Below are 14,241 nucleotides of genomic sequence, written 5' to 3' on the forward strand. Positions count from 1 at the left end.
TGCACAGTCTGACCCTGTCCGGGGGAGCGGAAGGACCAAGGGGCAGAAGGGTTTTGAATTGTGCTTGTAGTCGCGATGCGCGGGGGAATGGACGCGGCGGCGATCTTAGATGACTAGTACCTCAGCGCAATAAATCGAGATATTGCGATATGCGCATCTAAACATTTTATCCATATTTGCTGCTGCAACCAGCGCCAAGCAATCAACATTCAAAAACACAAGGAGGCCAGCGGCCATGCGTGCTGGTCAGCCGGGGGAGCGAGGGCGATGGATCTGGATCGCCGGTTGCTACGCCGGGGCGACCATGCGCGCAACGGCTGACACTGTCGCCGCGCGCTGCGCCGCCGTGCGTCCGGCATCGGACGAGCCTGTCATGGTGTGGGTTGCTGACGTGCGGGCCAGGTCGGTGAGCATGCGCAGCATGATCGGGGCCGGGATGTCGGTGGTGATGAGCCCTTCGCGCTGGCCACGGCGGAGTTCGGCGATCTTGGTGTCGATGGTGCGGCGCAGCACCTGCGGTATCTCGCCGGATGGTTCGAGTTCGGCCCAGGCTTGGAGGCGGGCGTTGTCAGGGTGGGCGAGGAAGTGGTCGAACAGGCGGCCCGCGTAGGCGGGCAGGTCGTCGGCGGACATGGCGGCTTCGTTGCTGGTCTCGCTGGTCCAGCGTTCGGTGACGGCCGCGTAGAGCTCGTTCTTGCCGGGGAAGTAGGCGTAGAGCCGGTCCTTGCTGGCGTGTGCGGCGGCCGCGATGCGGTTGATCCGGGCGCCGGCGATGCCGAATTCGGCGAACTCCGCCTTCGCCGCGGTGAGTATTCGCTCCCTGGTTGCCTGACCTGCCGCCCGCATGGGCCGAAGCGTACCCCTTGCCGAACCATCTGGTTCGGAACTATGGTCCAATGCGGAACCGGACGGTTCTGAAATCTGTGAGACGAGGGCTTGATGAGCGCGGACAAACCACGGTGGCAGCAGCTCAGGGAGCAGGCGGACGGAGTGACGACCGCCGAACTGGATCAGCTGTGGACCCGGCTACGACCGGCCCGCGCCGAGGACGTCCTCGGCGAATGGCGCGGCGACGCCTTCCAGACCGGTCACCCGCTGTGTCGCGCACTGCCCGCGAGCCGGTGGTACGGAAAGACCTTCCTTGCCCTCGACGACGCGAAACCGCTGATCTGCCGGGCCGAGGACGGCTCCCTGTTCTCGAATGTCGAACTGGGGCAGGGTGAAGCGACTCTGTGGAACATCGAGTTCCGCGGCGAGGTCACCGCGACCATGGTCTACGACGGCCGCGCGGTGTTCGACCACTTCAAGTGGCTCGACGACACCACCCTGATGGGCATCATGAACGGGCGCCCCGAACTGGTTCTCTCCCGCGGCGAATACTTCTACTTCCTGCTGGAACGGGTCTCCTGATGCGCACGACGGCGGTCCTGTCGCGCGATCCGGCGGCGGAGTTCTCGATCGAGCCGATCGAGGTCGACGAGCCGCGCGGCGGCGAGATCCTGGTCCGGATCGTGGCCGCCGGTATCTGCCACACCGACCTGGTGACCCGGCGGGCAGGTGCGGCGGATCGTCCGATCCTGCTCGGACACGAGGGCGCGGGTGTGGTCGCGGCGATCGGGCCCGATGTGCGCACGGTCCGGCCCGGTGATCATGTCGTGCTGACCTTCCGGCACTGCGGCACCTGTCGCAACTGTGCGGCTGGGCGCCCTGCCTATTGCCACCATGCGACCGCGCTCAATCAATTCGGGCGCCGCGCCCACGACACGCCCCGCATCCTTCTCGACGGCGCTCCGATCCTGGACGGGTTCTTCGGCCAGTCGAGTTTCGCCGGCTACGCACTGACCACCGAGGACAACACTGTGGTGATCGACCCCGCGATCGACCTCACGGTGGCGGCGCCGTTCGGCTGCGGATTCCAGACCGGTGCGGGTGCGGTGCTGAACGCGTTGCGCCCGGAGCCAGGTGCGTGGGTCGCTGTGTACGGGGCGGGAGCGGTCGGGATGGCAGGACTGCTGGCTGCTCGTACTGTTCCCGATGTCCGCGTTGTCGTCGTCGAAACATCTGCTGCGCGAAGGGAACTAGCTGTCGAGCTCGGTGCTGATGCCGCGCTCGACCCCGCCGACGGGCCGACCGCGGCACGCATCCGTGAACTCACCGGGGACGGTGCTACCCATGCGCTCGACACGACCGGCATCGCGACCGTACTCGGCGATGCCGTCGCCGCGCTCGCCGTCGGTGCCACCGTGGTGGCCGTCGGGCTCGGCCGTGGCACGCCACCGGTAGATGTCAGCGATCTCGTATTGCGCGGCAAGGTGATTCGCGGTTGCCTCGAGGGTGACAGCGTGCCGGGCACCTTCATCCCCGAGCTGCTCGACCTGTTCGCGACCGGGCGTTTCCCGGTCGATCGCCTCATCGCCCGGTACCCGCACACCGAGGTCGGCACCGCGCTGGCCGACCAGCGCGCGGGCACCGTCGTCAAGCCGGTGCTCACATGGTGAACACCCTCGAATCCTCGGACGTCTCATGACACTTCTCTACGACGACACCTCGACAACAGAAGGTTCCGAGACGGCGGCCCGGACGCAGCGACGACTCGCGGTGCTGGGCGCAGCGCGTGCGGTGTTCGTCGTTGCGGGCTACCACGGCGCGAGCATGGAGGACATCAGCGTCAGGGCCGGGATGAGCAAGCCGGTGCTGTACACGCACTACGCGAGCAAGATCGACCTGTATCTGGCTGTGTTGCAGGGGTATCTGGACCGGATGGTCGACGGAATCCGGGACGCTCTGGCCGACGCGCACGGGCAAGAGGACAAGGTCCGCCGCGCGGTGCTGGCCTATTTCGACTTCGTCGACGAGGACGCCGGTGGGCACACCCTCGTCTTCGAATCTCCGGTGCCGAGCGAGCCGTGTGTGCGGTGGCGGGTGACCAACGCGATGGGCGAATGCGCGGTGCTGGTGAGTGCGGAGCTCCGCGCGGCGGGGATGGACAACGTCCGTGCCTACGGGTGCGCGTTCGGCGTGGTGGGCGCCAGCCATCTGGCGGCCCGGCACTGGCTCGACGCGGGTCGTCCGATTCCGAAGGGCGAGGCGGCCGACACTGTCGTCGCGTTGTGTTGGAACGGATTGTCCGGGGTGCAGACCACGGCTGAGTAGGCGCGAAACACCTCGGCGAGGGGCGAAGTCGTTCAGCCGGCCGATACCGGCAGTGGACTGCCGTCGAGGAGTTCACTGCTGGGGAGCTGTCCGACGAGCACCGCGAGCGCACGCTTCCATCGGCGCAGCACCGCCTCGCGTTCGCCGAGTGTGCCGGTGAGCATGGCGGTCATCGACAGGCCGGTGAGCAGGTCGATGGTGAACTCGACGAGGACCTCGGCGCGCGGGTCCGTGGCGTAGGGCTCGCCGAGGACTTCGAGGTAGAGCCTGCGCATTTCGGTGAAGACGCGGCGTTCCTCGGTGACGAGCTGGTCGCGGAGTTCGGTGTCGGTGCGCGCGGCGACCCACAGGTCGAGTGCGGTGAAGAAGGCGGGACTGTTCAGGTCGCGCCAGGCCAGGTCTACGACCGATTGCAGTCGGTCGCGGCCGGGTGGCAGGAGTTCGGCTTCGCGCCGGAATTTCGCGAGCCGGATGTCGACCACCTCGGTGGTGGCGGCGATGAGCAGTTCGGCTCTGGTGGGGAAGTGGTGCTGCACGGTGCCGCGGGCGAGCCCGGCGCGTTCCTGGACCGCGCTCACGGTGGTCGCCGCGTAGCCGCGTTCGAGCAGACATTCGGCGGTGCAGGCCAGGATTCTGCCCCGAGTGGAGGCCCGACGTTGCGCCTGGGTCCGGCGTGGTTGTTGCACGGTCACCTCAGAAATCGTACGTGCTGCCGACAAGATTCGGTAGATTGATCGAAAAGTGTCGGCCGTCACCTCTTGACGTGGGTGGATCGAGCTGGTGCAATCAAGAAACCGTACGTAGTAACTGTTTATTTGGATGAAGGGCTGCGATGACGCAGATCTCGACCCTCCGCCGGGGCAGTGGTGCGCCGATCGTGCTCGTACACGGTCTGGGCAGTCGCCGGGAGGTTTTCGCGCCGATCATCGAGCTGCTGGCACAGCAGCACGAGGTCATCGCGATCGATCTACCCGGCTTCGGTGATTCACCCGCGCTGGACTCTGTGCGGCCGGGCCCGCGCGGATACGCCACCTGGCTCACGCAATGGTTGGCAGACAACGGCATTCGACGCCCGCATGTGGTCGGCAGCTCGATGGGCGGCGGTATCGCTCTCGAACTGGGTCGCGCCGGGGTCGCGTCCGGGGTCACCGCGTTCTCTCCGGTCGGCTTCTACGGTCCCGTCGGTCGGCGCTGGACACAGAGCTTGCTCACCAGCATGCGTGGGGCCGCCCGCGTCGCCGGGCCCGCATTGGGTCGGCTGGTCGAGCACCCCGCGGGCCGCGTCGCCTTGCTCTCGTCCATGTTCGGCCACCCCGTCCGCGTCGCTCCCGACGCTGCCAGGACCGACCTGGCCGGATTGGCGGGCGCCACCTCCTTCACGGCCGCACGCGACGACTTCGGCAATTACGTCCTCGATCCCGGCGACGACCGTGGCTCGCTGGGTGAGATCCCGGTGACGATCGCGTGGGGCACCCGCGACATCGTGCTCGTGCACCGCACCCAGAGTGCTCGGGCCCGGGTGGTGCTGCCGTTCGCGCGTCATGTCGACCTCCCCGGCTGCGGGCATCTCCCGTTCAGCGACGACCCCGATACCTGTGCTCGCCTCGTTCTCGAAGGGACCTCATGACACCGTCCATCGCCGTGATCGGCACCGGGTTCGGCGGCCTGGCGGCCGTGATCGAACTGAAGAAGCGCGGCTTCGACGACATCGTGGTGTTCGAGAAGGCCGATGATGTCGGCGGCGTCTGGCGGGAGAACACCTATCCCGGTGCCGCCTGCGACGTGCCGTCCCCGTTCTACTCCTACTCGTTCGAGCCGAATCCGCGCTGGCCGCACCGCTTCTCGCGGCAGCCGGTGATTCTCGACTACATCAGGGACGTCGCGGAGAAATACGATGTCCGCCGTCATATCCGTTTCGGCACCGAGGTGCTCGGCGCCGCGTTCGATGACGTCACCGGGCAGTGGACGGTCCGGCTCAGCGGCGGGGACACCGTGGTGGTCGATGTGCTGGTGTCTGCGGTCGGTCAGCTCTCCCGACCTGCCCTGCCCACGATCGAGGGTCGGGACAGCTTCGGCGGCAACAGCTTTCACTCCGCCGAGTGGGATCACGATGTCGATCTGACGGGCAAGCGCGTCGCGGTGATCGGTACCGGGGCGAGTGCGATCCAGTTCGTTCCCGAGGTCCAACCGCAGGTCGAGAAGCTGACGCTGTTCCAGCGGACCGCGCCCTACATCATCCCGCGACCCGACCGCGAGTTCTCCGCGCGCCATCAGCGGGTGTTCGAGAAGCTGCCGGTGACCGAACTCGCCGAGCGCGGCACCTGGTACGGCGTGGTCGAAGGGCTCAGCGTCGCCTGGGTGTACGCGAAACCGCTGGCCGCCGCGATCAAGGCCGTCTCGAAATGGCACATGCGCAGGCAGACCAAGGCCAAGCCGGGTCTGTTCGAGAAGGTGTGGCCGGACTATCCGGTCGGTTGCAAGCGAATCCTGTTCTCCGACAACTACCTTCCGGCGCTGGCCGAACCGAATGTGGAGGTGGCCACCGAGCGGATCGCCGAGATCACCCCGTCGGGGGTGCGCACCGCGGACGGGCGTGAGCACGAGGTCGACGTCATCATCTGGGGGACCGGTTTCACCACCACCGAGTTCCTGGCGCCGATGACGATCACGGGCGCACAGGGTCTGGAACTGACGCGGGAGTGGGACAGCGGCGCGCACGCCTATTACGGCATGACCGTGCCGCGGTTTCCGAACCTGTTCATCATGTACGGGCCCAACACCAATACCGGTGGCGGCTCGATCATCTATTTCCTCGAGGCGCAAGCGAAGTACCTGGGCGACTACGTCGCCCATCTGGCGGCGTCCGGTCGCGCGCTGACGGTGCGTCCGGATGTGGAGCAGGCCTATGACGACCGGATCCAGGCGCACCTGCGCGGCAGCGTGTGGAGCCAGTGCACATCCTGGTATCGCCAGGCCGACGGCCGGATCACGACCAACTGGCCGCTGCTGGGAATCCAATACAAGAATCAGGCGCGGTTCGATCCCGCCGACTACGAGGTGGTGTCGCGATGAATGACTACGACTACGACGTGATCGTCGTCGGTTCCGGTTTCGGTGGCAGCGTGAGCGCGCTGCGGCTGACCGAAAAGGGTTACCGGGTAGGTGTTCTCGAATCCGGCAGGCGCTGGAACGTCGAGGACTATCCGAAGACCAACTGGAACATTCCCAAGGCCATCTGGGCGCCGCGCCTGGGCCTCACCGGACCGCAGCGGATCAGCGTGCTCGGCAAGTGTCTGGTGTTCAGCGGTTCGGGTGTGGGTGGCGGTTCGCTGATCTATGGCAATACGCTCTACGAACCGCTGCCGGAGTTCTATCGCGACCGCGCGTGGGCGCACATCACCGATTGGAAGTCCGAGCTCGCCCCGTATTACGACCAGGCCGCGCGGATGCTGGGCGTGGTCGAGAATCCGCGGGTGGGGCCGAAGGACGACGTGCTGTTGCAGATCGCGCGTGATCTGAAGGTCGCCGACACCTTCCATCGCACCCACGTCGGTGTCTTCTTCAACGAGGGTTCCGAAGGTGTCGAGGTCGATGACCCGTACTTCGGTGGTGCGGGTCCGCGCCGGGCAGGCTGCATCCACTGTTCGGAGTGCTTCACCGGCTGCAAGCACAATGCGAAGAACACGACCACGCTCAACTACCTGCATCTGGCCGAAAGCAACGGCGCACAGGTGCATCCGTTGACGACGGTGACGTCGGTGGCGCCGGATGGCGACGGCGGTTATCGCGTGGAGACGGTGCAGTCGAACGGTTGGGTGCGCAAGCAGCGTCGCACGTTCACCGCCGAGCAGGTGGTGTTCGCGGCGGCGGCGCTGGGCACCCAGAAGTTGCTGCACACCTTGCGTCGCGACGGCACGCTGCCCGAGTTGTCCGCACGGGTCGGCGAGCTGACCCGCAGCAATTCCGAGGCGATCATCGGGGTGACCAGTAAGTCCCAGCGTGATTTCTCCCAGGGCGTGGCGATCACGTCCTCGATTCACCCGGAACCGCAGACGCATGTGGAGGTATGCACCTACGGCAAGGGTCAGAACGCGCTGTTCGTGCAGACTGTGCCGATGGTCGACGGTGGGGCGTTCCGGTTCCTGCGACTGTTGCTGACGATCTTGTTGCATCCGGTGCAGTTCGTGCGTTCGCAGAATGCGCACGGTGCGTCGGAGCGGTCGGTGATTCTGCTGGTCATGCAGTCGCTGGACAACTCGCTGACCTCGTATCTGAAGGGCAAGCGGTTGGTGACCAAACAGGGCAGCGGTGAGCCGAACCCGGAGTGGATTCCGCTGGCCCACGACATCGCCCGCCGGTACGCGGCCGAATCCGACGGCATCACCGGCAATATCGCCACCGATATCTTCAATATCCCCGCTACCGCGCACTACATCGGCGGCTGCACCATCGGCGACTCCCGCGACACCGGCGTGATCGACCCCTACCAGCGCGTGTACGGCCATCCCGGCCTGCACGTCGCCGACGGTAGCGCGATCACCGCCAACCTGGGTGTGAATCCGTCGCTCACCATCACCGCGCAGGCCGAGCGTGCGATGGCGTTCTGGCCCAACAAGGGTGAGCCGGATCCACGACCTGACCTCGGTGCCGCCTACCAGCGGGTCAGTCCGGTCGCCCCGGTCCAGCCCGCTGTTCCCGCGTCGGCGCCCGGTGCGCTGCGACTGCCTGCCTGATACGAGGAGATTCATGACAATCGACCAACTCACCGCGCTCGAACCCGCGTGCTCGCGGGAGGCGGCGCTGGCCCTGTTCGACAGCCTGGCCCCGGCGCCCGCGACCCAGCTCACCGGGCGGTGGCACGGTCGTGAGCTGGCCACCGGTCATCAGCTGGACGGGCTGCTCGTAGCGTCCGGGTGGTACGGCAAGCAGTTCGACGGTGCCGACAGTGTGCATCCGCTGCTGTTTCGAGATCCGTCGGGAGACGTTTTCGCTGTCGATCCGCAGCGGGTGCCGTTGGGGCTGGTCGGCAAGGTGCCGAGCAAGGCGGTCGAGCGGGGTCGGGGAATGCTCGGGGTGTTGAAGCCGGCCTTGCGCACCCGCCGATACCGGGCGCGGCTGCGGGCGGTCGATCATCGCGGGGTCGTGACCACGGCGATGGTGTACGACCATCTGGCGATCATCGACGTGTTCCGCCGCGTCGATGACGACACCGTGTTGGGTTTGATGGACTACCGGACGTTCCCGGATCCGTATTTCTTCGTGCTCGTTCGCGAGAACGCGCAGGATGCTGCTCGTTTGCCCGAGTGAATCGGGGGTACGCGCCGGATGGGGAGGACCCCTCGTCGCAAGGAGGCCGTGCCATGACCGACTACATCGATCCCCATCAACACAAATTTCCCGACACCGAACGCACGACGCGTTCACACGCGGGTGAGTTGGTCCACGACTCGCTCAATTGGCCGGGACTGTTGCTCGTCGGAATCGGCATCGTGATGCTCGCGGCCACCTTGACGGCGGCCGCTTCCGGGCATGTCGGGTGGGCGGTGACCGCCGGGATCGTCAGCGGTGTGTGCGTGCTGTCCGGAGTGGGGATCGTGCTCGTCGAGCATCGCCGGATCAAGGTCGGTGAGGGTCTGCGTCTGACCGATCCATGTGGTCACTGAGGCACGGAAAACGGCGCCGACTGGGACACTTCTCGCGTTAGCAGCGGACCTCACCTCGATCGAGAAGGCCGGTTCGTCGGCACTGGACCTTTCCGCGCCTAACGACTGGACCCGCGTCCATCTGTGCCGCACTGTTGACGCTCATGAGCGAGCATCCCGCGCAACGGCGCACGCTGGCCGTGTTGGTCGCGGCGCAGATCTTCAGTGGGGCGGGGCTTGCCGCGGGGATCACCGTCGGTGCGTTGCTGGCGCAGGACATGCTCGGGTCCACCGGGTGGGCGGGGGTGCCCAGCGCGATGTTCACGGTCGGGTCGGCGGCCGCGGCGGTGGGTGTCGGGCGGATTTCGCAGCGAGCGGGGCGACGGGCGGGTCTCACTCTCGGATATCTGACGGGTGCGCTGGGAAGTTTCGGGGTGGTGGCGGCCGCGGTGACCGGAAGCCTGCCGCTGCTGTTCGTGTCGTTGATCGTTTACGGGGCGGGCACGGCGACCAGTCTGCAAGCTCGCTATGCCGGTGCTGATCTGGCCCGACCCGCGCATCGGGCACGCGCGATCAGCACGGTCCTGGTGGCGACGACGGTCGGCGCGGTGGTCGGGCCCAATCTGACGACGCCGATGTCGGATCTTGCTGTGCGGTGGGGTATTCCGAGTTTGTCAGGGCCGTTTGTGCTGTCCGGGGTGGCGTATCTGCTCGCAGGGCTGGTGTTGTGGGTGATGTTGCGGCCGGATCCGCTCATACTCGCGCAGGAGATCGAGGAGGCCCGCGAGCCCGAGGAAGGTGTCGTGGCGACCGTTACGACGCGGTGGTCGGCACCGATCGTGGCCGGGACGACGGTGATGGTGGTGACCCAGTTGGTCATGGCTGCCGTGATGACGATGACGCCGATCCATATGCAGCATCACGGGCACGGCGTCGGTGCGGCGGGTTTTGTGATCGGGGTGCATGTGGCGGGGATGTATCTGCCGTCGTTGTTGTCGGGGATGCTCGTCGATCGGTTCGGATCCGGGTTGGTCGCGGTGGCCGCCGCCGCCACCCTGGTTGCGGCCGGATCGGCCGCGGCCCTTGCTCCGCCGAGTTCGGTGGGGGCCCTGGCCGTGGCGCTCGGGTTGCTCGGGGTGGGCTGGAATCTGGGGTTGGTCGCGGGGACGACGATGATCGCCGATGCGACGCCGGTCGCGACCCGTGCTCGGACGCAGGGCACGGTCGATGTGGGGATCGCCATCGCGGGCGCCGGCGGTGGGCTCGGGTCCGGGGTCATTGTGGCATTCGCCGACTTCCCGGGTCTTGCGTTCCTCGGCGCCGGAATTGCACTGCTGATCGTGCCCGCGCTTGCCTGGGCCACTCGCCCCCACCTATCCGCGACGAAAGTTCGCCCGTGCAGGCCGAGAGCTGACGATAGCTCGTCGCGAGAGGTCGCGGGGACCGTGGGATGATCTGGCGATGAAAGGTCAGACGAGTACCGGCCGACTGTTGACGCTGTTCGGCGGCGTCGCCCTCGTGATGCTGATAGTCAACTGGAGTCTGATGCGCGCGGTCGCGTTCGCGGTGATCTGGACGGTTGCAGCGAGTGTGCTCGTCCTGCGGGACCGACGGAACGGCACCGTCCAAGAACCTGCCGTTTCCGATACCGCGGGCTCAGACGCCGACGAGCGCTGAGGCCAGATCCGGCACGTCGAATGCCTGTATGGCCTGCTCGCGCACATCAGGGCAGTGCTGCTTCGTCACCGTATCGATCACCTCGCGATTGCGAGCCACCGCGACGTTGATGCCACCACTACGCACCGCCCAGTTCTGCACCGTGCCGTTGAACGACACGCGAGCAACCGTGGCCCCCTGCGCCCGCCACGTGTCGAGATCCGGCGCCATCATCTCGCACAGGTGCTTGGCGGCCTCGTCGGAGATTTCCGGCGCGTTCGCCGCCGATGGTGGCAGACCGGGATCGGGCGCCTCGGTACTGGTAGCGCACCCGGCCACAACCAGCAACCCGATCAACACGGCGCCTCGTAAGTGTGTGAACACGGGAGGTCCCTCCGGTAGAGGTTTGTCCTTGCACGGTGCGAATGCCCGCTTCTCGAAGGGTCAAACAGCGGTCTGCCGGCCGGAAATCGTTGGAGGAAGAGAGATTTCGCTACCACCTCGCTACCATTCCGGGCGCTATGACGTCGAATGCTTCGGGCCGCAATCATCGTGAGTGCAATCGGTGCCGTGGGTTGTGTGTTCGGCTAACGTTTCTGCGGTCGGGTTCGGTGGTCAGGAGGGTGTGGTGACGGTCGACGTCGATGTCGCGGTGCATCCGTTGGATGATCCGGTGCGGGCTTCGTTGCGGGGGGAGCACCGGCGGTTCGCGCAGTGGGTGGGGCGGATCGGGCGCTACGAGCCGGAGGTGGCGCGGTTCGTTGGGCATCCGGCGGTGTTGGACGGGCAGGACTGGGCTGATCTGGGGTTTGCGCTCGGGTCGGGTGGGAGTGCTGGGATCCGTGGGACAGGGCATGTGCCGCCGGCGGGGTGGACGGTGCTCGCCGAGTTCGACACGGTGCAGATGGAGGGTGCCGGGTTGCGGGTCGGCGTTGATCCCGATCTCGAAACACTCACTGCCGCTGATGTTCCCGAGATTCTGGAGCTGATCGCTCGCACCGAGCCGGGGCCGTACGCGCCGCGGACGATCGAGATGGGCACCTATTTGGGGTTGCGGGTCGAGGGGCGGTTGGTGGCGATGGCGGGCGAGCGGCTGCATCCGCCGGGGTGGACCGAGATCAGTGCGGTGTGCACCGATGCCGAATTCCGGGGACGGGGGATCGCGTCGCGGTTGATCCGTGCGGTCGGGGCGGGAATTCGGGCGCGGGGTGAGACGCCGTTTCTCCATGCGGTCGCGCACAACAGGTCGGCGATCAGTTTGTACGAGACGTTGGGCTTTACCGTGCGAAAGAAGTCGATGCTGACCCTGGTGCAGGCCCCGTAGTCCCAGGGCCTCAGTTGCCGGCGGCACCGTGATAGAAGAAGTCGCCGAGGCCGACGGTGAAGACGAGGATGCCGTAGAGGGCGTGTTCTATCGAGGTGGTGAGCAGCGAGCGGGTGTGCTGGTACCGGATGGCGAACAGCGCGCCCGCCGCGATGCTCAGCAGCACCGAGATCCAGTTGCCGACGATGAAGTGGGCGAAACCGAACGCGGTGGCACTGGCGGCGATCATGCGGGGGCCGTCGCCGAAGATCGGGGTGTAGCGGTGGAAGAGGAACGCGCGGAAGAGCAGTTCCTGCGGGTACACACTGACCAAGGGGTAGAAGACCAGGATCAGCACCCAGATCAGGGGACGTTCGCGAGGTAGATCGAACAGGGAGTCGGGGCGTAAGAGGGCTACCGCGACGGTGAGGACGACGGCCGAGACCGCCCAGAGCGCGAGGATGCCGGGCAGGGCCGGCCGTAGTGCATCCGCTCCCCAGAAGGCGCGGCGGTCGAAACCGGTGCGGCGAAGATAGATCACGATGCCGACGGTGATCACCAGCAAGAAGGGCAGCGGACCCACACCGCGCAGAAATGTCGCGAACAACCCGGTCAGGCCGAAGAACAAGGCGACGAATTCGACGGTGAGCCAGGCCTTCCGGTTGGTGCGGCCGGTCTCGACGATCATGCCCTCGAGCCTACGGGGTGCAGTCGTCGTCCCTACGAAAGGCTATCGCATCTGACTATTGGACGCTAAAGTCTGCCTGGAGTGGACTTACAGCGGAAGGTGGCAGACGAATGACGTCGGCAGCGGTCAAACGGCAGGTACTCGAACTCGGTGGGGCGTTCATGATCTCGCGTGAGGCGAGGACGTTCGGGGAGGCGACCGGGGTGGAAGGATTCCAGGGCGCTTACACGCGCGGACGCGGTGGGGTTCTCGGTGACGTCGACGCCGATGTCGTGACCGCGGCCTTCGGCTTCTTCGAACCCGCAGGTGTGCGCACCGCGTGGGAATCGGTGCCCATGCCCGCTGCCGAGGCCGCGACGGCGTACATGGTCGCGTGCCGTGATTTCGGGCAACGCAAGCTCGCCGCGTTCGACCGGGCCGACCGGCTCGCCGAACTCCTGCGACGCGTGGTCGAGGCCGCACCCTCGACCGGGGTGCCGTTGTTCGCCGGATGGCGGGCGATGCCGGTGCCGCAGGACGGTCGGGCCGCGGTGCTACAGCTGACACATGTGCTGCGCGAACTACGCGGCGGACTGCACCTGATCGCGGTGTTGGCCAACGGGCTCACCCCGCTGCAGGCGATCCTGGTCGCTGGTTCACCGATCTACGACGGACCGGGCCACGCGAAGTTCCTCGGCTGGGCCGAACCGTTCGAGCCGGTCACCGAGGACATCCAGGCGCGCTGGGACGCGGCGGAGCAGCTGACCGACGAACTGATCGCACCCTGTTTCGAGGTCCTCGACGACACCGAGCGTGCCGAGCTCACCACGCTGATGCTCGAAGCGCACCGAGTAGCCCTGAGCCGCTAGAATTTTCAGTAACCGATCACGTCGCGCCCGCGGCCCACGATCTGTGGGTCGGCGGTGCCGACGACCTCGAAATCCTTGTTCTCGTAATCGAACCCGCTCAACACATACCGCATCGCATTGAGCCTGGCCCGCTTCTTGTCGTTGCTCTTGACCACGATCCACGGTGCGTGGTCGGTGTCGGTGTGCTCGAAGTTCTCCTCCTTGGCCGCGGTGTAGGAGTCCCACTTGTCGAGCGAGGCCAGGTCCATCGGCGAGAGCTTCCAGTGCCGCACCGGGTCCACCTGGCGGATGGCGAAGCGGGTGCGCTGCTCCAGCGGCGAGACCGAGAACCAGAACTTCACCAGGTCGATGCCGTCGTCGACGAGCATCCGTTCGAACAGCGGCACCTGCGACAGGAATCGACGATGCTCTTCGGACGTGCAGAAACCCATCACTCGTTCCACACCCGCACGGTTGTACCAGGAGCGGTCGAACAGCACGATCTCGCCCGCGGCGGGCAGGTGCTCGACGTAGCGCTGGAAATACCACTGGGTGGATTCGCGCGCGGAGGGCTTTTCCAGGGCGACGACCCGAGCGCCGCGCGGATTCAAATGCTCCATGAACCGTTTGATGGTGCCGCCCTTGCCCGCGGCGTCGCGGCCTTCGAACACGATGACGACGCGGCGACCGGTCGCCTTCACCCAGTTCTGCAGTTTCAGCAGTTCGATCTGTAGCAGCCGTTTGTCGAGGTCGTATTCCAGGCGCGAGAGACGTTCGTCGTAGGGGTAGCCCTCGCGCCAGGTGTCGACGATGAAGCCGCCGGGTTCGGTGAGCAGGACCGGATCGTCGTCGTCGCTGTCGTCGACGGTGAATCCGCTGGTGTCGGCCAGGTTCACGACGGTCGCGAGATCGGCGATCTCGCTGACGACACGGGGGATCGGGCCAATCTCGACATCGGTCATCCTTCGGACG

The 14,241-nt window shown here is 66.3% G+C and carries 17 protein-coding genes; 12 read left to right on the forward strand and 5 right to left on the reverse strand.

The features are described from left to right. Positions 1 to 288: 288 nt before the first annotated feature. Entirely contained in the window at positions 289 to 846 is a 558-nt protein-coding gene (locus ACLJPD_RS16900) for a TetR family transcriptional regulator (protein ID WP_410873125.1), read from the reverse strand. A 93-nt stretch (positions 847 to 939) separates the two neighbouring features. On the opposite strand from ACLJPD_RS16900, the gene ACLJPD_RS16905 reads away from it, so the two are divergent. From ACLJPD_RS16905 to ACLJPD_RS16915, 3 genes are read left to right on the forward strand one after another with little or no spacing between them, the layout of a single operon-like run. Then, positions 940 to 1,410 carry a DUF4334 domain-containing protein gene (locus ACLJPD_RS16905; protein WP_410873126.1) on the forward strand — a complete coding sequence of 157 codons (471 nt, stop codon included), beginning with the start codon at positions 940 to 942 and terminating at the stop codon, positions 1,408 to 1,410. Then, positions 1,410 to 2,498 carry an NAD(P)-dependent alcohol dehydrogenase gene (locus ACLJPD_RS16910; RefSeq protein WP_410873127.1) on the forward strand — a complete coding sequence of 363 codons (1,089 nt, stop codon included), beginning with the start codon at positions 1,410 to 1,412 and terminating at the stop codon, positions 2,496 to 2,498. The genes ACLJPD_RS16905 and ACLJPD_RS16910 overlap by 1 nt, the downstream gene beginning before the upstream one ends. A gap of 25 nt (positions 2,499 to 2,523) precedes the next feature. Then, the gene (locus ACLJPD_RS16915) at positions 2,524 to 3,153 is read left to right on the forward strand and encodes a TetR/AcrR family transcriptional regulator (RefSeq protein WP_410873128.1); all 630 of its coding nucleotides are present in this window, start codon (positions 2,524 to 2,526) and stop codon (positions 3,151 to 3,153) included. Between the two features lie 32 nt (positions 3,154 to 3,185). On the opposite strand, the gene ACLJPD_RS16920 is transcribed toward ACLJPD_RS16915, so the two are convergent. Next, the gene (locus ACLJPD_RS16920) at positions 3,186 to 3,845 is read right to left on the reverse strand and encodes a TetR/AcrR family transcriptional regulator (protein ID WP_410873129.1); all 660 of its coding nucleotides are present in this window, start codon (positions 3,843 to 3,845) and stop codon (positions 3,186 to 3,188) included. Between the two features lie 140 nt (positions 3,846 to 3,985). Here ACLJPD_RS16920 and ACLJPD_RS16925 point away from each other — a divergent pair, with 140 nt between their 5' ends. From ACLJPD_RS16925 to ACLJPD_RS16955, 7 genes are all read left to right on the forward strand, one after another. After that, positions 3,986 to 4,780, forward strand: a complete 795-nt coding sequence (locus ACLJPD_RS16925; protein WP_410873130.1) for an alpha/beta fold hydrolase — start codon at positions 3,986 to 3,988, stop codon at positions 4,778 to 4,780. After that, positions 4,777 to 6,225, forward strand: a complete 1,449-nt coding sequence (locus ACLJPD_RS16930; RefSeq protein WP_410873131.1) for a flavin-containing monooxygenase — start codon at positions 4,777 to 4,779, stop codon at positions 6,223 to 6,225. The genes ACLJPD_RS16925 and ACLJPD_RS16930 overlap by 4 nt, the downstream gene beginning before the upstream one ends. Then, positions 6,222 to 7,886, forward strand: a complete 1,665-nt coding sequence (locus tag ACLJPD_RS16935) for a GMC oxidoreductase (RefSeq protein WP_410873132.1) — start codon at positions 6,222 to 6,224, stop codon at positions 7,884 to 7,886. Before ACLJPD_RS16930 ends, ACLJPD_RS16935 begins: the two co-directional genes overlap by 4 nt. A 13-nt stretch (positions 7,887 to 7,899) precedes the next feature. Next, a complete protein-coding gene (locus ACLJPD_RS16940; protein WP_410873134.1) occupies positions 7,900 to 8,460 on the forward strand; it encodes a DUF4334 domain-containing protein in 561 nt (186 codons plus the stop codon). Between the two features lie 53 nt (positions 8,461 to 8,513). After that, a complete protein-coding gene (locus ACLJPD_RS16945; protein ID WP_410873136.1) occupies positions 8,514 to 8,816 on the forward strand; it encodes a hypothetical protein in 303 nt (100 codons plus the stop codon). A 143-nt stretch (positions 8,817 to 8,959) separates the two neighbouring features. Then, entirely contained in the window at positions 8,960 to 10,249 is a 1,290-nt protein-coding gene (locus ACLJPD_RS16950; RefSeq protein ID WP_410873137.1) for an MFS transporter, read from the forward strand. A 7-nt stretch (positions 10,250 to 10,256) separates the two neighbouring features. Then, the gene (locus ACLJPD_RS16955) at positions 10,257 to 10,472 is read left to right on the forward strand and encodes a hypothetical protein (RefSeq protein ID WP_410873138.1); all 216 of its coding nucleotides are present in this window, start codon (positions 10,257 to 10,259) and stop codon (positions 10,470 to 10,472) included. On the opposite strand, the gene ACLJPD_RS16960 is transcribed toward ACLJPD_RS16955, so the two are convergent. After that, positions 10,452 to 10,835, reverse strand: a complete 384-nt coding sequence (locus ACLJPD_RS16960) for a hypothetical protein (RefSeq protein ID WP_410873139.1) — start codon at positions 10,833 to 10,835, stop codon at positions 10,452 to 10,454. The two genes, ACLJPD_RS16955 and ACLJPD_RS16960, sit on opposite strands and share 21 nt — an antisense overlap. A gap of 241 nt (positions 10,836 to 11,076) precedes the next feature. Here ACLJPD_RS16960 and ACLJPD_RS16965 point away from each other — a divergent pair, with 241 nt between their 5' ends. Continuing rightward, entirely contained in the window at positions 11,077 to 11,775 is a 699-nt protein-coding gene (locus ACLJPD_RS16965) for a GNAT family N-acetyltransferase (RefSeq protein WP_410873140.1), read from the forward strand. A 10-nt stretch (positions 11,776 to 11,785) separates the two neighbouring features. Here the strand turns inward: ACLJPD_RS16965 and ACLJPD_RS16970 are convergent, their stop codons facing one another. Next, positions 11,786 to 12,442, reverse strand: a complete 657-nt coding sequence (locus ACLJPD_RS16970) for a CPBP family intramembrane glutamic endopeptidase (RefSeq protein WP_410873142.1) — start codon at positions 12,440 to 12,442, stop codon at positions 11,786 to 11,788. Positions 12,443 to 12,552: 110 nt separating this feature from the next. On the opposite strand from ACLJPD_RS16970, the gene ACLJPD_RS16975 reads away from it, so the two are divergent. Then, positions 12,553 to 13,290: an SCO6745 family protein gene (locus ACLJPD_RS16975; RefSeq protein ID WP_410873143.1), complete on the forward strand. Its 738-nt coding sequence runs from the start codon at positions 12,553 to 12,555 to the stop codon at positions 13,288 to 13,290. Positions 13,291 to 13,295: 5 nt separating this feature from the next. Here ACLJPD_RS16975 and ppk2 read toward each other — a convergent pair whose 3' ends face one another. Next, positions 13,296 to 14,231, reverse strand: a complete 936-nt coding sequence (ppk2, locus tag ACLJPD_RS16980; protein WP_410873144.1) for a polyphosphate kinase 2 — start codon at positions 14,229 to 14,231, stop codon at positions 13,296 to 13,298. Between the last annotated feature and the right edge of the window lie 10 nt (positions 14,232 to 14,241).

This window comes from Nocardia sp. A7, assembly GCF_046549215.1.
GTDB lineage: Bacteria > Actinomycetota > Actinomycetes > Mycobacteriales > Mycobacteriaceae > Nocardia.